The sequence below is a fragment of the Dyella tabacisoli genome, assembly GCF_003350925.1.
GTDB classification, from domain to species: domain Bacteria; phylum Pseudomonadota; class Gammaproteobacteria; order Xanthomonadales; family Rhodanobacteraceae; genus Dyella_C; species Dyella_C tabacisoli.
In genome coordinates, this window is record NZ_KZ857173.1 from 144,716 (window position 1) to 164,105 (window position 19,390).

Here is a 19,390-nt window from a genome sequence, read left to right on the forward strand (position 1 = left end):
CCCGATAACGTTTACATCATCGTTAAAGTAATAAGACTGGATATATGGATAGGCTGTTACATGACTCATGATAATTTAACCAAATGAGTTCATTACAGCTTATTTTACTTAATAATCCACCATGACATGGAATATGCCATATAAATTACATGACCGATCGGTGTTTATTTATGAAGAAAAATTTACTTTAATCTGCATAACCAAGACACGCCATTGACCCTGTCGCCGTCAATCGCCCATCTTGTACACAAGAACTTCACGCATGATGGATGCCACCTCGGGATCGATCTTCGGCTGCGCCGAAAGCTGCACCATGTCGGCATCATCGAGTTCGCGCAGTACACTACGAATCGCCGCACGCCGCCCCTCATTGCACCATGTATTAAATACAGGCGGTAAGGTTGCAATAAAAAGCCCGGCCTTTTTCTCACCTTCCGCATTGCGTCGGTGCAGTCGCTGCCTAATAACGTACGGTATCCGATTAGGTAGCCGATGATAATGCGACACCATCAGGTCGGTTAATGCACTTCGCGTGCAACGGTCGATAAGCCTCTCGGCTAATCGCTCCTGCCTTGCTTCGAATAATTGGCGTAATGTTTCCGCAAGCGCATCCAGGCTGCTCATCCAACCTCCGCGATAGATTCCATATTGCCCATGCCGCCGGCAGCCGCGCGGCTGCCGGCTCGACATGGACCATGTTTTGAATGTCAGCGAGATGCCATGGGCGTCTCGCTCCTTGAGACGCTACTCGGCCAGGCGCTGGCGTTCGGCCAAGGTCAACGTTTGTTTCTTGGCTTCGCTCAGGCGACCAGCGCCTAATATTTGTACCGGGCTATGCGGATCGTAATCAGCACCGCCTGGCCGGCTTTCGATGCTGCTGGTTTTATCGCCGTAACCCAGCACTTGCACCGAGATGATCGACGGCTGCTTATTGCGTGCGTCATCGTTCTGCTGTCGGCTCATGTCTTCGGCGGCTTTGCTTATCGCGCTTGCGGCGGCACTCGCGGCCGATAGCGCACCGACGTTGACCGATTGCACGATGGGCACACCGATCTTTTCGCCCTGCACCTGGATATTGTCGGCATTGGCGACCTGTGCCGCGGCAACCACGAGATTGCCCGATACCCGGATACCGGCGTCGCCCGCATCCACCGTACCGCGCGGCGCAATCAAGTAAACGCTGCCAGTAGGTGCGCCGGCCACACTTTGCAAGGTGGCAATACCGGCGCCGCTGACCTGGCCGCGCGCATCGATACGACACCATGCATCGAGGGAGCAGAGATAGGTCGGCGGTGGAATTTCGGCTGAAGTCTTGGCGCCCTGCCCGGCATTGATATCGCCGTTGGAACTCCACAGCACCAGATCGCCGCCTTGCTCTGTAAAAATGCGGCTTTGCGCCAGCAGCACACTGCGATCGGTAAACATATTCACATGGCCTTGCTCCAGCGTGAGCACACCCATGCTGTTAGGCCCGGCGAGTACCTTGCCTTGATTGTCGGTGATAACAGGAGGCGCCGAAGCACTACCTAGCAGAGCCTGTCCACCCGGCCCGAGAATGCCGATATTGCCGCCTTGCTGGGTCTGAATCGTGGAACTGCGAATATCCAGATTACCGGTATCCACCGTTTGCGCGGCACCATTGATACCGCCTTGGCCACTACCGTTGGCGGTGTAGCCCAGACTGGCCGGGAACAAGCTGCCCAGAGCCGCGTAGCCCCGTACATATTGCTGGTAATACGGGCTGGCCGGATTGTTGTAATCGGCACCGACGATAGCGAGGATCTTGAACAACGCCTGTTGCACAAACATGCGCTGCACATATTCGGGCTGCGCGGCGAACATGGTCCGCGCCTGCGCAGTCGATAGCTGCGTGTGTGGTTGATCTTTCGCATAACCGGTATCCACGACCTGGCCGTCGACACGCTGATTCATGAAGTCGACCAAGTCTGGCAACAAACTGCCTATGCCATCGACACCATTTGGACTATCCACATAGCGCGCAATGAAATCAGCCGTGGCGATACCTGGCTTGACGCCAAACAGTACGTCGATATTGGCGCTCTTATGCGGCAGGTATGGATTGAGTGCATTGCCGATGCTGTCGATACCCGTGGCATTGCTGCCCGTGATCGTATGGTTCGTGGCGATATCGGCCTGGCTGGTGAGCGGACCGATATTACGACCGGCTTCCACCTGAAGAGTACCTGGACCACCAAGCTGCAACGACGGTGCCTGCATATAGGCGCCAGGATCGTTCAAAGCTGGAGCAAAATTACGGTTGATCGCCGTATCGTAGATATCGCGGCCAGCGACAATACGGGTGACATCGGCATCGTGCGTATGCTGACCGGTCAGCGACAGGTTGACGATATCGCGACCGGCATAGAGCAACGCAGATTTGGCGGGTGAAATCACCAGTGATCGGTATTGATAACCGCTGGGCGCGGCGATGCCATCCGTGATATCGCCTTGCAGAGCGTAGATGCGCACCGGCGTGAAATCGTTGCCATGCAATGGTGCTGATTGATGCAGCAGTGCTGGGATACTATTAAAGACATTCGTGTTGATATAACCGAAGATCATCTGGTTGCTATAACTGCTGCTATCGAGACCACCATACGGCTGCAGCGGCGAAGGCAGGAATGCAGCAGGCGCATCAATCAAGCCGAAATTGTACGAACCCACTGCCCCCGTGGCAGTGGGAGTCCCCATGGTGTAGACCTGCTCCGAAAATCCGATCGCGCGATTGGCCAGCAAACTCAAATTTCCATTGGCCGATGGATACAGGCTGCCAGCCCCCAGGATGTTGATATTGCCCGAGAGTGCGGTAAGGCTGAGGCTGGCCGGCAGAATCGAGCCCGGATTGCCCATGCCGACCGAGCTGCCATAGCCAAACAAAAGGCCCGGCACACTTAAGCTATCTAATGTGACATCGCCCACGACCGAGCTTACGTTCAAGGCTGACGCACTGCTGAAACTTTGCGCATCAAAATGTCCGGCCGGGAGAATAGCGCTGACATGGCTGTTCAGCGCGGCATACGACGGGTTGTAGATGCCTCCGATATCGACACCTTGCAGGGCGCTCACATGCCATTGCGTATCCTGCGCCGCCAGCAAAGTCGATACCGGCGTGGTAATACCGCCAAAGGCATAAACCGAACCAGGCACGCTGTAGCTCAGTTCGGCGCCAATGCGCCCGCCTGCATGCAGACTGCCCTGCCCCTTGGCGACAAAATAGCTGCCGCTGAGAATATCGCCGCCAGCTTGCACGTCGAGATTGCCGCCGCCAACCGTGGTTACGCTATTGCCATTGGCTTGCGCATACCAAGTCGTAGGCAGCGATACCGACAACTGATGAATGTCCTGGCCCGCGGTAATGGCGACATTGCCGCCAAGACTCATGATGCCTTGGCCGAAATTGGCGAAATTGATCGACGAGGCCGAGCCGTCCTTACGGTTGCCGGTTTGCATCCAGGGCCACCAGAACTGCGCGATCAACGTGCCTTTGGCACCTTTGGTGACACTGCCATCGGCGTCGACCACTTGCTCGATAGCGTTAATACTGCCCAGCGCGTTCAGACGTAAATCACCCGCATGATCCGGGTTGACCTGACCGTTGACCAATATGCTCGGCACTGTGGCCGGGTCCCGTGAGGTAGTGGTATCGCGCTGCACTAAGACACCGCTACCGGCTGTTGTGCCAGGCTCAGGCTCACCGGAGGTGTAAATCACAGCCGGCGCAGTATGGTCGAGCCAACTGATGTTATTGCTCGATGCGATATCGATCGCGCCGGTGCCGGTACGAACCGTTGTCGGAAACAACAAGGTTTTTCCTGCATACGGACTTTTCAGGTTGACTACATTTGGATCGGTAAGCGTATCGACGACAGCGAAATGGCCGTCCAGATTGACGCTGCCGACGCTGGCCGTGTCGACGGCCAGCGGATTGGCGGCACTTAGCTGAGCACCGGAAACCAGCCGATAGGACGAGCTAGAGCCGCCTAATAGAGTTGCCGACGCCAACGAAGCCGGGTTGCCCAAGCCAGGCATATTGGTCGGGCTGTTATTGGCGGCAGCGGCGGAAATCGGAATTGAAGGCGGCTTGCCGCCGTTCGGATCGCTTGCCGCGTTGGCGGCGGGAGCGAATGGCGCATAAAACAATTGGCTACCGGCAGTGGCGTTGCCGACGTTAAGCGATACGTATTTGTAATACGCGGTATGACCGGCGATATACGCTGCGTAGTCGTTACTGTATTTACTGTAGTCAGTGTCGACCGGCTGCAATAGCGGCGTTGGCGTGGTGATGCGCTTGGCAACGGGGTTGGTGGCGAAATTGCTGGTCAGCCAAGACTGATACGCCGTGACATAGTCCGTATAGTTTGTATAGCTGCCCGGCAACGGTGCCGATAGCTTGGTCGGCTTGTAGACAAGAAAGCCCGTGGTATTGCGTGCAAACGAAGCATAAGCCCAGCCCCGATTGACGCCATCGCCAATCTCGCTGAGATAGGTCTCGTAGTTGGTGTAATAGTTGCTGGACTGCGTTTTCAGTGGCGCTTGTAGCGCTTGATAGGACGGATCGGCCGTGATGCTGATGTTGCCGCCGCCCGGGGTAAAGCCTTGCGCTGCGGAGCCTGCCTTGAGCTTGATCGTGCCAGTCCAGATGCCGTTGGCACTCATATAATTCTGTGACGTGGTGTACGCGGCAACCGCCGCGGCGTAGCCGTTATCGGAAGGCGGCGGCGCGGGCGGTGGCGGCGGATCGGTGAGCACCGCACCGTTGTTCTGCTGATAGAAACCATCGGTGAGGCTGGCCTTGATATCCAGGTCGCCCGCGGCTCGCACGGTCAGGATCGGCGCCATGCCTTGGTAACGATAGGCCAATGCGATGCTGCCATCTTTCTGCGTGATACCGGCGCCAAGGTTCCAATTGGTGAGTACGGCGATCGTGCCCTGTTGCGGACCGGTCGTTGGACTATTCAGTTCGATGCCTGGACGCACTTGTACGTTGGCGATACCGGCATAGCGATTGCCAAAGCTGAAACCTGGCTGCTGCACATAGCTCATCAAGCTGCCGGCGCCTTTGCCGGGATCCGCGCCGATATAACCGTAGAAACTCTGATGCGCGCTGTTCGCGGCGCTCGGAATGAAATAATTCTTGCTGAGGTAATCGCGCAGCGTGGCATCGTCGGCGGGTGCGGCCAACACTTTGCCGCTGGCATCGGCCCAGGTACCGGCCACCATGACTGGCTTGCCGTTCGCATCGTATTGATACCAACCCGAGGGATCGATCAAGCCATCGAAGTGCTTGTTCGGATCAGCCGATTTATCGGTGGTACTCCAGGTCGCATACGGCTCCACGGTGACCACGCGAGCGCCGACGATGCTGCGATTGCCACCATCGATGCTGATAGGCACGTCGCCGTTGCCAAGCAGCGGCGCGCGCAGGCTGACCGAACCGCCGGATGCATCGCTGGAGCCACCGGAGACGTCGATGCGTGCGTTCGGGCCAAGATGGATATAGCCCGCATCTTTCGCCTGGATATTCTGGTAGCCGTAAACGGCATTCAGCGTGCCGTCGCTGCTGCCGCTGGTACCCAGCACGACATCGCCGCCGCGCTGGGCGGGGATGGCGCTGGTTGCGATCAGGCTGCCCTGCACGTCCACGCCGTTGCGGCCATACAGTTCGATATGGCTACCGGCATCGGCGGAGGCATCGATATTGCCGTTTATCAGAATGTGTCCCTGGCTGCTGCCAGCGGCGCCAGCCGCGTTTGCGGCGAGAAAAACCTTTTGCGCGCGCAGGGTGTTCCCCGCGGCCAGCGAAAGGTCGCCGGCGCCGCTGGCAACCTGGATCATCCCGGTGATCCCAGCGCCTTGAGCGATGCCGGCAACGCCATTGAGATCGACAGCATTACCGCTGTTGAGCGTGAAGTAGCCGCTGCGGTAACCGCTGGAGGCATGGCCATCCAGATGTCCACCCAGCAGTGCACCGCTGCCGGCACTGATCGTCAGGCTACCGGCATCGCCGCCCAGGCCAGCGCCGGAGAAATCAATGCTTGAGCCGGGGCGAATATTGACTGAGCCATGATCGGCGCTTAACGAAAGATTGCCACCGGCTGCATACGTGGTGACGTCTTGAAAGGTTTTATTGACGCCAGCGGTGCTTAGCTGACTGCCGGCAGCCAGTTCGAGATCGCCTGTACTGGCGCGCACACTCAGGTTGCCGGCGGGCGCGGCAAGTGCCGTAGCCACTAAGACACTGCCGCCGCCAAGGCTTAGCGAGCCACCCATCGAGGCGCGCTGCAACGCCTGGCCGCCACCGCTTTGCAGGTTAAGCGCGCCGCTGGTGGTCAAGCTGGTATTCGCACCGCTATCGGCCATCAACAAGGGCGCGGTCAAGGTCACACCCAGATTGCCGAAATCCATGCCGCCAGCGCCTTGCCCGACGATGCCCTGGCTGGCCGTCGCCGCGACCTGGGAAAAACCGCGCAGCGTGCTGTTACCCGCACCGAAATCCAGTTCGCCCGCGTGCAGCGAAAGTTGCCCAGCGCCTGCGGCAAAGCCCGGCAGTGTCGCGCCTAATGCATTGCCCAGGCCCAGCGTGCCCGCAGCGATATTCACCTGCCCGCCATCGCTGGTAAACGCACCGGCGCTGAGGTTAAGGCTGTTCGCCAGACTGACATTCACGTTGCCGAGAAAATCGATGCTGCCGCGACTGCGCAGGCTGACTTGCTGAGCGCCGCGCAATAGATCCAGCGTGCGCGGACCGATCACCAATCCATCGCTGACGACGCTGTTGCTGTCGCCGGTAAAGGTGATGTGATTGCTATTGGCGTCGATGGCCTTGGCCGACAACGCGGCGCTGGCATCGACGCGCGTGCTGCCGGTGGCATCCAGGGTGAGTGCATTGCCACCGTCAACCAGTGCGCCGGCACCTATCGTGAGCTGTCCGGTCGTGGCGTTGGAAACCGCATGACGCAGCACCGACGCGGCGCCGTTCTGGGACACGCGCAATAACGCGCCATCACCGCTGATCGCCGCGATCGGATTGCCATTGGCATCCTTGCCGGCATCGCTGCCGAACGACAGCGGCAAGCTGCTTACATTGCTGCTGCCGCGAGCCTGGATATAGCTGCCGTCGGCCAGCACTACGCCCTGCGCGCCTGGGTGGCCACTGCCATTGGCGACCAGCAGAATCTCCGCGCCGGCCAAGGGATGATTGCTATCGTTGGACAGCAGCACGCTGTCGGCGATGCTGTTGATGGCATAGCCATCGCTGCTCAAGCTTCGCGTGCCGCCGATCAGCAGGCTGCCGCTGCCCAGCGTACTAAGACCATCGGCGGACAAGCCGAGATATCCCGCATTGGCCGACTGCTGGGTACCGAGAATCTGAATCGCCTGCGCCGCGATATCGACCTGCGAACTGCGTCCACCCGCTCCGGCCGATGCCGTCAGCGTCGCCCCCAGACCCAGCGATTGATTGGCTGCCAGAACCAGGCGGCCCGCATCGGCCGGCATATACGGCGCTACCGTGCCTGCCTTGCTGGCTTGCGCATTGAAAAAGGTATCCGCATCGCTGATGCGGTATTGCGAATATTGCTGCCAGACCGGTGCCGACTGCAGCAGGAACGAGGTATTGCGCGCCTGACGGGCGCCGTTGAGCGCATCGGCGAAATAACCGCTGACGTTGAGCGTGCCGTCGGGCAATGCTGTCGATAATCCCAATGCGCTGTCGAGTACACCGGTGTTCTGCACCACGCGGTAGGCACCCGGCAACGTCGCGTACTTCGCCGGCAACAAGGTGTAGTAGCCCGCCGGCAATCCTGCCGCACCCGAGAGATACACGCTCTGGCCTATCGCCGGACCCGCGCCGGCGCCTTTTTCCAGCGCGGCATCGTGCGCGCCGATGGCAGCGGTATAGCCTGGGATGATGGCGTAGACCGCGCGCCCGTCGCTGTACTGAGGTATCTGCGTACCACTGATGCCGTCGTTATAGCTGGTGCTGTATTGCGCAAGTACATCGCGACTGCCGCCCGTGCCGGCCGTCCATTCAGAGGCTTGCAGATGACCGCCACCCGACAGATTTACCCCGGCGCCTGCATCCAGCGACAAGTGATTGGCATTGAGGCTGAGTTGCTTCGCTGGCGGCGCGGCGAGGTCGGGCGAGCTGTTGTTCGGATCGCCGCTGTAGCGCCACTCCACCCCATCGACGGTGGTTCCGTAGGGCAGTGTCGCGCCCTCTAGCGATACTGAGCTGAGACTGCCGTTGGCGAGATGTACCGAGTCTGTGACAGCAAGCGGAACCTTGCTCGGGTCCAATCCGAATCCAGTCGCCCCAACGACGGGATCGCTGACACCAAGTACCAAGTTGCCGGAGGGTACACGGATTGTGCCTTGCTGCTCGATGCGATTGGCGCTGATAAGCAAGGCGCCGCCCGCCGACAGCGGCATGCTGGAAGGACCATTGGGAAGAATGCTTACCGTCGTCGTGCGTGCCTGGCCCGATGCATCGGCGATACCCGAAGCGTTTGCATCGATGGCGAAGTGATAGTCGCTGGCCGGATAAAGCTGCGCTGCCTTGAAACTTAGATTGCCGGTAGTGAACAACAGCCCCGGCACGTTCGCGCCCAACCGATAAGCGTAGAGCGCCGGCAAATAGAAGCGGATATCGCCGCTGCTGTTAAAGCTTGCATTCGCCCATTGCTGCAGATCGATCACGCCGCCCAAGTCGATAGCGCTCGCATTGATTTGCAGCGCGCCGTCACCGGCGCGCGCTACCGGCGCCGCGCTCAGTAGCGTATTGCTGGACAAATTGACGTAGGGCGCGTCGATACGCAGCGTGCCGTTGCCGGTGGCGTAGCCGCCTGTAACGCCGAGCCCGGTACTGCCTTGCGCAAGCGCGATGTAGCTTGGCGCGTTGGCGGTAAAGCTACGCCCCAGCGCCAGATTGATATTGCCGGCAAAACCTATCGGCACCGCCAACTGATTGCCCTGCGGCCCGCTGCTGACATCCGGGCCCAGGTTGACTGAGGTGATACCCGAGTCGGTCAGCCGATCAACCGCAAAATGCAGCAGCCCCGAGGGTGTTCCCGATTCAATCGCAACGCCAGGCTGCGAGCCCGCTGCAAGCAGACGCCCCGATGCCTGCAGCAAGATACCTTTGGCTTTGGCCTGGGTACCCAACGGCACCGCCGTACCGATAATGTTGAGACTGCCACCTTCCGCCTGCGCCGCCCCGCCACGCGCCACCAGAGTGGCATCGGCATACAGGCCTGCCGCCGCTGCCATCGTGATGCTGCCGGCGTCGCTCCACACCGGCGTCGCCGCATAGTTCATGCGCTGGCCGAACGTACTGGTCGAAGCGGTGGGCAGGTCGAACGTAGCGGCAGCGCCCGAGACATCGATACGGCTGCCTTGCTCGGCCAGTACATAGCTGGCATTACCGGTAAGCGACACAGCGCCGCCATTGAGTACCGTACCCGTACGTGGCGTAAGCGCGGCCGTCAGGCCCAATCCAGTGGTGTCGTTGAGCGCAACCGCAGCGGCCCAGGGGTCAAGCAAAGCAACACCGCTGGCATCGAGTGACGATAGCGCGCCCAGCCATAGTTGCGGCGTCACCGCTTGCAAGCCCGGCCGATTGACCAGCTTCTGCGTAGCGAGATTGATATGGCCGCCTGGCGCACTCACCGTGCCGAACACCAAGGTGTTCTGGGTGCCGGCCAAACTGACCGTGCTGCCGGCATCGGTAAGAATCGCCGCTCCGGGCGCCAGCGACAGTGTGCCGGTCACGCCAGCGTACTTTGCCGCCCCGGCATTCGGATTGCCGGTCTGGCTGTTCCAGTCGACAAAGCTGCCCGCGCTCAGCGCAAAGCCTGGACCATGGCCCGCGCTTTGACTGGCGGTGACGTAGCGGTGGTAGTCATCGAGCTGCCCCACATGGGTGTAGTCGCGCGAGGGCTGGGTCGCATCGTGAGCGTAAAGATCCGTGCCGCTGGGTGCGGTAAGCAAAGCCTGATAGTTCGGCAGCAAGTTGGCCCGGCTCACTTTGACCTGGCTGCCGGCGGCAACGTTGGCGTCCGTGATCGCGGTGAACGCATAAGCATCGAAACCCTGACCGGCAAAGAAGCCCGGATCGAGATACAAGCCATTGGCCAGCGCCATATCGGCAGGTTTACCACCAATCTGCAGTTGTGCCGCCTGCAGGCTCAATGTGCCGCCGCCACTGAAACCGTAGGCGCGCAATTGGCCGCCTAGCTGAATTGAGCCGCTGCTTAGATCGTTGGGCGCATTCTGGCTCCAGCCAAATTGCTGCCCGCCTTGAATGGAATAAGTCATCAGGCTGATATCGCCGCCGTGTCCGGCGGGAACGCCATGGCTCAAAGACACCTGCCCGTTGCTGCCGATGTAACCGCCACCCGATACATCCAGCATGCTGCCCGTCTGCAACACGATGGAACCGGTACCGTCGATGCTGGACTGACTGCCCGGCTGATAACCCTGCTGGGTGTTCAGACTGATGCTACCGCCGTTGATATAGCGATTGCCGACGATGTCATCCGCCGTGCGTCCGCTGTCGTTGACCCACAGACCGCGTGCGCTGAGCTTAGCTCCGCTACCGATGGTGATATCTGCGCGCAGAGGCTGACCATTCGCATCTTGCAGGCCTGGTACGTTGAGGCCGAATGGACCGGTCGAGGTCAGCGAGATCGATCCTGCGGGTGCGTCGAGGTTACCGAACACACTGATGCGATTGCCGCTTAGATTGATCGCGCCGCTCGGATGTACCGATAGCGTGGTGCCTGCCTGCACCATGATCTGCCCGCCATTATCTGCGGATGTAGCCAGATTGAGCGTGCCAAAACCCGCCTGCTGAATCGTGTTGGCCGATAGCGGCAGCCAGAACTGCAGGCCAGGCTGCGTGTTCAGCACCGTATCCCACGGCGTAGCGGCGTTGAAGCCAGGAGCACGATCATTCAACGACAGCGGCGCTTGCTCCAGCGAAATACCGCTGGCCGGGAAGGATGGCGCATTGGGAATACGCATCGTGGCAACGCTGAGCGAACCGGCGGCTGGCTGGCTGCCGTTGTTGACTTGGTTGCGGCCTGCGAATGCCTGCGCGGAGATATCACCGTCCAACGCCAGGGCACGCGCGGTTCCCACTGTCAGACTGCCCGCATCGCCACCCACGACAAAGCCGGGGTCCCAGCGCGTGGCACCGGCCAGCAGTGAATTACTGTAGTTTTCGGTCACGCCCCAGCGGCTATGGTTGACGCTGTACTGACCGGCAAAACCGACGTAGCCCATTTGCGGGTCGGCGTTGGCGATGTTGTAAATACGCCCATTGGCTCCGAGCAGATTCGGCGTGTCGACCCAGCCGGCTTGATAAGCCAGGTAGCCACCGTCGAGATTCAGTTGCGCGCCGCCGCGCACGATCACTTCGTTGCCGTTGAGGCTTATTGTGCCGCCGTTCGTAAGCATCTGGCTGATGCCGCGCGGTACGTTTTGCACGTAGCCGCCGACATTCAAGATCGGGCTACCGATCCAATTCAGGCCATCGGTACGGGTGCCGCTTTGACTACTGTCGATAACGACATTCTTTTGCGTATAGAGAAAGCTGTTACGCAGCAGCGGAGAATCCGCCAGTTCGTTCTGGCCGATGCGAGAAATGCTGACCAGGAGTGCCGACATCGGCAGACTGACATTGGTCAGCCCCGAGACATCGAGAATGGCACCGCTGTCGACATAGATGCGTCCCGTCGTGGGTCCATTGTTATTCTGGCCCGCATTGATCTGCGCCGTAACCGCTAGATTGGCGCCAGGCGCCTCCAGCAACGAGCCATTACTGAAGGTCACAGTCTGACCGGCCAGCGCGATACCGCCCTGGGTGAAGGCTTTATTCGCCGCCGGAGTCGATGAAGTGGTCGTGCCATCCTTCTCGGGCAACACGGTGGTAACCGAGCCCGGCATCAGATTCAGCGCGCCGCTGCGCTGGTACGTGCCATCAATAAAGCCAACGTCGCGGGCATTCAGTTCGATGCTGCCAGGGTGGCTGATGCTGGTCGATGCCAGCGCCACACCTGCCTGATCGACATTGAAGCCAAGCATATGCACTTGACCGCGCCTGGACTGAATCAGGCCGTTATTACTGGCCAGGCCACCGGCGGGATAACTCAGCAGATCAAAAGGTCCACTGGCATTAAGCACGCTGAGCGCCGCACCATTGTCGCTGCCCGCGGCATTAGTGAATTGAATGCCGGCAGCAAGTATCGCCTGACCATCGTCGGCGACGATGGAGCCAGCATTCGACACATTGGGTGCGGCAATGAGTGCGAAGCCTTGTGGCCCGGTGGTGATCGAAGCGCCCTTTTCAATCACGACGTCGTGCTTGCGGCCATCGGTAAAAGCACCGTCGGTCAGAAAACCCGTTGCAGCGACTTTCGAAGCAATCCCGCCATTCAAGAAACTACTGTTGCTGATACCGACATCGCTGCTGAACAAATTGAGCGATGACGCCAATAGCGAATGCGTATTCACCTGGCTGCCGGCGCCAAACAATATGCCGTTGCGATTAAGCAGGTACACCGAACCTTCGGCTTTGATCTGGCCGAGGATCTGACTCGGCGAACCGCTGGGGTCTTGAATGCGGTTCAGCGCGATCCAGTTGTTACTGCCATCGTTCTGCGCGCCACCGGACTGGTTGAAATAAAGCGTGGTGTTGCGACCGATATTGAAGCTATCCCAGGTGAGGATCGCTTTCTGCGCGGTTTGTTTTACCTCGACCGTGCTTTGTCCGTTGGCCACCGACTGCGTCGGCAAATTGGCGTTTTGCCAAAGGCTGGCATTGCCGGCTACGCCGGCGGCGACTTGAAGGCCACCGCTGGCGATGCCATTGGCGACCGGCGAAATCAACTGCTGCGCGGCCTGTTGCGCCGCTTGCTGGGCAGTGATCTGGGCGGCCACCGCCTGCGCGGCATTATTGAGGTTGGCGATCGACTGCTGCACCACGCGTTGCTGCAGTAATTGGCCCGACGTCTGTGGCGTAAGGCCCGCCGGCAACATGGATGGCGTGCCGCTTGGCGGCGCCTGTATACCGATCTGCTGCTGTTGCGCCAACCATGCCTGACTCAGTGGAGGGTTGCCCGCGTGTGCCTGCATCGCACCCATCGCCAGCGCCGCGGCAATCCACTGCGCCAAGGGGCGCCTGTTGATAACCGCACCGGAATCACCACCGAACCGTACTGGCTTTATCACGAGAACCCCTAACCCTGTCATACGCATGCCTAGCATGCTGCGCGTCAACAACAAACCCGTGACGAATTACTCGCGTATCTCGATATGGTTCGAGCTTGTGAGTCGTTTCGTGAAGGCCGGCGATCATTGCAATACATGCCTTCATCATTGAGACGTCTATTCGATGTGACGACTGAACCGTGTCACTAAAAATTCATCTGCGCGCGGGTTGTGACATGGCTTTGTCATCACCCCTCCCCAACCCTCCCCTGCACGCACGGGAGGGAGCTGACTGAGGCTCTTGCCGAAAACTCACCACGTAAACAGCGCTCAATGCCTGCCCACTGCAGGCGCAAGCAAGGGCAGTGGTGGTGCGGGTGGTGGCCGCTGCGGTACGACTGACCTGTCCAGATTCGCACCCATGCGATGGCTGAATGCGGAAAAGTTGTATTGACCGAGCTGTCGATTGGACGGTTCGGTGACGACGGCATCCATCAACAGCGACGGCGGCGATGCCGCCTTGGGTGGCACCAATGCTTGCCCTAGGCAGTCGTAAGCCAGTGTTGGCCGATCATTGACACTTACCTCGACGCAGCTAGGTGCTGAGGTTGTTGCGACTTGTGGGGCTTCGGCGGCGTGCAGGCATGAGGCCAGGCTTAGTCCTAGCCCGGCAAGGCATGCGACAGAGAGGCAAGACCGTACCCCTCCCCAACCCTCCCCTGCGTACAGGGGAGGGGGCAGGACCCGTCGCATCGGCTTCAACTCACGGGTGACCTGTCGATGTAGCCGTCGGCGCATAGCGCTGCTCGTAGAGTCGATCGCCATAAGCCTGGGCTGCATTCTCAAGCTTGACTCGTGAGGCCGCCGCGAAAGGCTGTCGCGATGACAATACGGTGCCGACGCCGACATGCTCGTAGGCATCGAGAATGTCGTGACCGACCTTGTACAACTCCTGATTTTTGGCGGTGCATGTGCTCAAGCGGCCCTGCACTTCGTTGAGCTGGGTCGTTATGGAGGTCGTTCGCGCCTCTTGCTCGCGTGCCTTTGCGGCAGCCTCCGTCAAGGCCTGTTGACCGTGCTGAAGTTCGTTCTGTGCTTGTTGCCGTGCCGAGCGTTCGGCAATCAGTGCAGAGGCTCCACCGGCTGAGTTGCCGTGTAACTTGGCCAATTCGGCCTGCGCCTGTTCAAGCGCCTTGCGTGCCTGATCGCGCTCATGCTCGGTGCTGGTCTTTTGTGTTTGCCACTGAGCTTGCTCGTTTTGCAGGTCCTGCAATTGGCTGCGCGCCTCGCGTAGCTGTGTACGCAACTGCTCTTCCAGGCTTTGCGCATGGAGTGGCGCGACCAAGACCAGTAAGCCGAGCAAACCGATGTTGCATGCGATGCGCTTCATGGCTTACCTCAGAACTTGCTGTTGATTTCAAGTTGCACGACGTCGATCGCCAACGGCGGGCCATAAACTTGGCGCGCATTGAAGTAGCGCGCCGATAGCCATGTACGCTGAGCGATGCCGTAGTCGGCAGACACGATAAAGCCCTTGGCATTGGTGCCACCGAGATGGAAATTGGTATCGGTCAGGCCATCGAGCACGGCGTCGGGCTGCAGGTATTTGTAACCGAATGCCACATTCCATTCGTTGGCGGCCATCGGGGTGGGCGTGCCGAGAATGCCGCGCACCAGCCAGCCGACCGGGCCGCTCTTATAAGCGCCGAGTGCGTTGGACGCATTGCCGTTCTGATAGTTGTTCACCGGCTGACCGAGGCCGTTCGGGTAGCGCGTGAAGGCGTCGCGGGCGTGGTAGGCCATGTTGCGGGCATAGTCGGCTTGGATACGTGCCTGCGTGTCACCGATCTTGAAATCGAATTGCTGAGTGAGATTGGCGACGTGGTAGTCGTAAGACAAACCAACGAACTGCGGCTGGGCGTAATTACCCGGCGAAGCCGGATCCGGCACGATATTGCGCAGCAGGAAAACCGTATTGCCCTTCTGCATGTATTGCGGCGCGGTGCCGTCGGTACTGCAATAGTTGATGCCGGTGTACAGCGCGCAAGGGCTGGAGAGTTGCCCGCGCATGCTGCCGAAATGGTAGTAGGCCAGCGCGACCTTCCACTGGGTATCTTCATCGAACTGCCAGCTCGCGCCGATCTGTGCCGCCGAAAGCCATTTGTTGTCGCTGCGGTACTTCTGATTGCCGAAGCCCTGCGACGGCGAATCGTTCGAGGTGTATTCGATCGGAAATAATCCCAGCGTGGCAAAACCGTTCAAGCCATCGGCAAGACGTACTTCGCCTTGGCCGGCGACACCGTCGAAGTTCAGCTCTTGCGAGTAAATCAGGTCGGTGGTCATGAAGGGGTTAGCCATGCGACCGGCGGTTATCGACGTTTTCTCAATCGGCTGCCAGCGGATCCATGCGCGATCCAGCCACAGATTCTTCTTGGTCAAGCCACCGCCCAAGGTCTGCGTGGTGGAGACCGGATTGTTGTCGTTGCCTGAACCAAGGCGGATACCGGCCGTAATGGTGTCGCCCAGTTTGACCGAGACACCAAGGTGGGCTTGCAGTCGCATCGTATTGGTGCGGTTCTGCTGCGTATTGAGAATGGGCGGAACCACGCCTTGGCTGATTTTGTTGATGTCGACCGGGCCGTTGCGATTAATGCCGGCGTAGTCGAGAAAGTACGGCGAATTGCTGCGGCTGTAGTACCAGGATTCGTCGCGCACACGCAGGTCGCCCTCCCAGCCGATGCGATCGAGCCACTCCGGCAGTGCGCCGGGCTGCGCCCAATGCTCGCTCTTGGCCTGGGCCACGACTTCTTCCTTGACCTGATCGCGAATGGCGTTGCGCACGCTTTGCGGCACATAGGGCACGCGCACATCGCCGGGCTGCGCACCGTCGTTGCCGGCTACTTCGGTTTTGCGCGCCTGGGTTGCTTCGGCGTTCGCTTGCGCGATCAAGCCATCGGCATCGGCCTGAGTCAGCAGCCCCTTCTTCACCATCAAGCGGATCAGGTTGATCGTTGCATTGGACGAAGGCGCCGCGACATCTTGTGCGACGGCATTGAGGCTGACTCCGCCAAGCAGCATGGCGACAGCGACACACAACACACGCCGGCGCGGGTGCTTGTACTCTTTCAAGACCATCGGGGCATTCATGACTTTCTCCAAAACGGTTCGTTGCCTGCGCGCAACGTGAAAACTAAATAATTGATCGTGTTCATACCGGCCGCCTGCCGCGTATCGCGGTGCGTACCGGCATGCTGAAATTCGCGGGTGGCGGCGTGTCGATGTGCAAGCCAAGCAGTACCTGGCGCAAGGCTTGATCGGTGCTTTCGGAGCCGCTGGATTCCAACAGTTCGACGCGCGTGATGCCGCCGTCGGCGCCTAGCCAGATGCTGGCCCGCACCTCGAACACCAGGCGGCGGGTGCGCTCATCGCGCTGGATCGCCTGCTGCAAGGCATAGCCCAGATATTGCTCATAAGAGGCACCACCGACACCGTTGCCGCCGCCGGCGCCGACCATGCCGCCACCGGCACCTGCGCCGATATTGAAAGAGTCGTTACCTGCCTGCGCGGGTCCGTTAATGGTGACCTGCTTGGCCAGGTCCGGTGCCTGCTTGGGTGCTTCGAGTGGCTTCACCGGCTCGTTCGGCTTGGGCACATCCTGCTTCACCTCTTCGAGTTTTTTCGGCTCGGGCGGTTTTTCTTTCGGCGGCGGCGGCGGTGGCGGCAACGGCGTGATGGTGGCGATGCGCGGCGCGGAGCGACGCACCCCCACTTCATGGCCGGCGAACTTCCATATCGCCAGCGCCGCGGCGAGCAGCAGCACACCGGCGATCAGCCGACTGCGCCAGCGTCGCCTTCGTTCTGCGCGTTCAGAGGCATCCATGGACATCAGCTCGGCGACTTGCCGGTAACCAGGCCAACCTGCGACAGATCCAGCCGGCGCAGCAGATCCAGAATGTCCACGACCTTCTGGTACTGCACATTGGCATCGCCCTTCACGATGATCGGAAACTCCGGCGTGGTTGCCTTGAGCGTGCGCAAGCGCTGCTCAAGTTCGCCCAGCGTCACCGGAAACGCATCGAGAAAAATCTGTCCGCTGTCGGCCACCGTGATGGCCTTGGTCTGCGGCTTGGCCAGGCTGACCGAGGCACTGGCCTTGGGCAGATTGACCTTGACGCCCTGTACCGAGGCCGTTGTCATGATGATGAAAATCACCAGCAGCACGTAGGCCAGATCAAGCATCGGCGTGATGTTGATGTCGTCATAGGGCTTGTCGTCATCGTTGACTTGCATGTCGCGTTCTCCTTAGCCGGCGGGACCGATCACGCTCTTGTCGACGGTGTTCAGATCGGCCTCGCGGTGTAATTCCGCCAGACGGGTCACGAACTCATCGACAAACACCTGCATGTTTGCCGTAACCGACTTATTGCGAGTCAACAAATAGTTGTAGCCGAACAACGCTGGAATCGCGACGAACAAGCCGGCCACCGTCGCCAGCAAGGCGGCGGAAATACCCGGTGCGATGGCGTTGATGTTGACGTCGCCGGCCGCGGCGATGGCGGCGAAGGTAATCATCACGCCGACCACCGTGCCCAACAGACCCAGAAACGGTCCACCGGAAATCGCGATGGTCAGCATCACCATCGAGCGCGACAACTTCTGGTTTTCGCGGACCAAGGTGGAATCCATCACGGCGCGAATCGCTTCGATCGATTCAGAAGCAATCACCAGGCGCCCCTGCCCGTCGCGCCGGCGCCAGACCTCTTTCGCACCGACCTCATACAGTCGATACAAGGACGAGCCGCCCAACTCACGCCGCACATTGGCCTGTTCGCCGGCATCGGCCAGACCAAGCAGGTTGGTGCCGAGATCGCGGAAGCGATCGATAAAACGCTCGTTGGCCGAGCTGACCTGGCTCACGTAGCGAGCCTTGTTCCACATCACCCACCAGGAAATCAGCGCCATCACCAGCAAGATACCGATCACCACCCAGGCATCGACCGTGACCGACTTGACGATGATGCCGAAGTAGCCAAAGCCGAAACCGGATTTCTTCTCGTCCTCGCCGTAAGCAATCAGCCGCGATTCGGCCGCCTGCGATGTCGCATCGAGGCTGATCGCCGTAAGCGGACGCGCCACACGCGACAGCCGCAGCTCATCCATATCGCCGAGAAAATTCGCAAAAGCCACCGTGGCCGATGCTGCGCCCGGCGCCGCCGCCTCGCCACCGATGGTTGCCGCGCTGGTCAGCGCCGGCAAGGCCACCGGCAAGCTGGCGTAAGACTGGCCGTTTACATACAACGTGAGCTTGTCGGCTGCCGCCGAGACAGCCACATGCGTCCATTGCCCAGGTTTCAACGCTTCACCCGCCTGGGTGCGCTGCACCTGATCGCCATCAACTTCGACAAACGGTGCGCCAGCAGCCAGGCCGATCAATAACGCCTTGCCGTCCTGCCGACGTGCATAAAGCAAGGTGGGCGCATTCGGCACACTGTCGACCTTGATCCATGCGCTGAAAGTGAAGCTGCCGCCCGCCGCCGTGTTGAGCGAAGCGCTGACCGGCAAGGTAAGCATGGCGGCACCGTCGAAACGGGCTGCTTTACCGGCAATACCGCCATCGATGATGCGCAGTCCGGTGCCTTGCGCCTGATTGGCGTAGGCGGTGGCATCTTTGGGCGCGGAGCCGGCCGCGTTGTCAAAGTGATAGACCAGACTGTAATCGGGGTCGAAAGTGGCCGCGCCGCTGCTTTGCGTCGGCGCCTTGGCATTGCCGTAATACATCCATACGGTTTGCTGCGCGTTCGCCGCCAGATCGGTCGCATCCAGCCAGATCTGCGCCACCCCGAGCACGGGATCGAAACTCTCGATCTGATAATTCAGCGGTGTTTTTCCGTCGGCCGCGATAAAGCGAATATCCGCACCGTCCTTGGCGACGCCGTCGAATTGAAAATTGCCCGCGTGCAGGCGAATCAATAACGGCATCCGCCCCAGCGCCTGCGATACGTTCGCGCCTTTGCTGGTGGTGTCGATGGTGATCGCTTTACGGTACGACCAATCGTCGTTCCACCAGGCGGCATCCGCAGCCGATGCCGCGCGTGGCAACCAGGCCAGGCATAGCAAGCATGCAAAGATCAGGTAACGCATTGTTATTGAACCCCTGTTC

Annotated in this window: 7 protein-coding genes; all 7 read right to left on the reverse strand. The window is 59.9% G+C overall.

Translation table 11 applies throughout. The annotated features are described in order from the left end of the window. Positions 1-228: 228 nt before the first annotated feature. The gene (locus DVJ77_RS00395; RefSeq protein WP_114843505.1) at positions 229-624 is read right to left on the reverse strand and encodes a hypothetical protein; all 396 of its coding nucleotides are present in this window, start codon (positions 622-624) and stop codon (positions 229-231) included. Positions 625-744: 120 nt separating this feature from the next. Beyond that, positions 745-13,251 carry a filamentous haemagglutinin family protein gene (locus DVJ77_RS00400; RefSeq protein WP_162791301.1) on the reverse strand — a complete coding sequence of 4,169 codons (12,507 nt, stop codon included), beginning with the start codon at positions 13,249-13,251 and terminating at the stop codon, positions 745-747. A 742-nt stretch (positions 13,252-13,993) separates the two neighbouring features. Next, complete coding sequence (locus tag DVJ77_RS00405) at positions 13,994-14,620, reverse strand: hypothetical protein (protein WP_114843507.1); 627 nt, start codon at positions 14,618-14,620, stop codon at positions 13,994-13,996. A gap of 8 nt (positions 14,621-14,628) precedes the next feature. After that, positions 14,629-16,377: a putative porin gene (locus tag DVJ77_RS00410; RefSeq protein ID WP_114843508.1), complete on the reverse strand. Its 1,749-nt coding sequence runs from the start codon at positions 16,375-16,377 to the stop codon at positions 14,629-14,631. A 61-nt stretch (positions 16,378-16,438) separates the two neighbouring features. After that, complete coding sequence (locus DVJ77_RS00415) at positions 16,439-17,110, reverse strand: energy transducer TonB family protein (RefSeq protein WP_225427683.1); 672 nt, start codon at positions 17,108-17,110, stop codon at positions 16,439-16,441. Positions 17,111-17,115: 5 nt separating this feature from the next. After that, a complete protein-coding gene (locus DVJ77_RS00420; protein ID WP_114843510.1) occupies positions 17,116-17,520 on the reverse strand; it encodes an ExbD/TolR family protein in 405 nt (134 codons plus the stop codon). 12 nt (positions 17,521-17,532) lie between these two features. Next, positions 17,533-19,371: a DUF2341 domain-containing protein gene (locus DVJ77_RS00425; RefSeq protein ID WP_114843511.1), complete on the reverse strand. Its 1,839-nt coding sequence runs from the start codon at positions 19,369-19,371 to the stop codon at positions 17,533-17,535. Positions 19,372-19,390 lie beyond the last annotated feature (19 nt).

Excerpts from the sequence above, each read along its gene's own strand:
- DVJ77_RS00395 (WP_114843505.1), bottom strand. The coding sequence starts at position 624 with ATGAGCAGCCTGGATGCGCTTGCGGAAACATTACGCCAATTATTCGAA.
- DVJ77_RS00405 (WP_114843507.1), bottom strand. The coding sequence starts at position 14,620 with ATGAAGCGCATCGCATGCAACATCGGTTTGCTCGGCTTACTGGTCTTG.
- DVJ77_RS00410 (WP_114843508.1), bottom strand. The coding sequence starts at position 16,377 with ATGAATGCCCCGATGGTCTTGAAAGAGTACAAGCACCCGCGCCGGCGT.
- DVJ77_RS00415 (WP_225427683.1), bottom strand. The coding sequence starts at position 17,110 with ATGGATGCCTCTGAACGCGCAGAACGAAGGCGACGCTGGCGCAGTCGG.
- DVJ77_RS00420 (WP_114843510.1), bottom strand. The coding sequence starts at position 17,520 with ATGCAAGTCAACGATGACGACAAGCCCTATGACGACATCAACATCACG.
- DVJ77_RS00425 (WP_114843511.1), bottom strand. The coding sequence starts at position 19,371 with ATGCGTTACCTGATCTTTGCATGCTTGCTATGCCTGGCCTGGTTGCCA.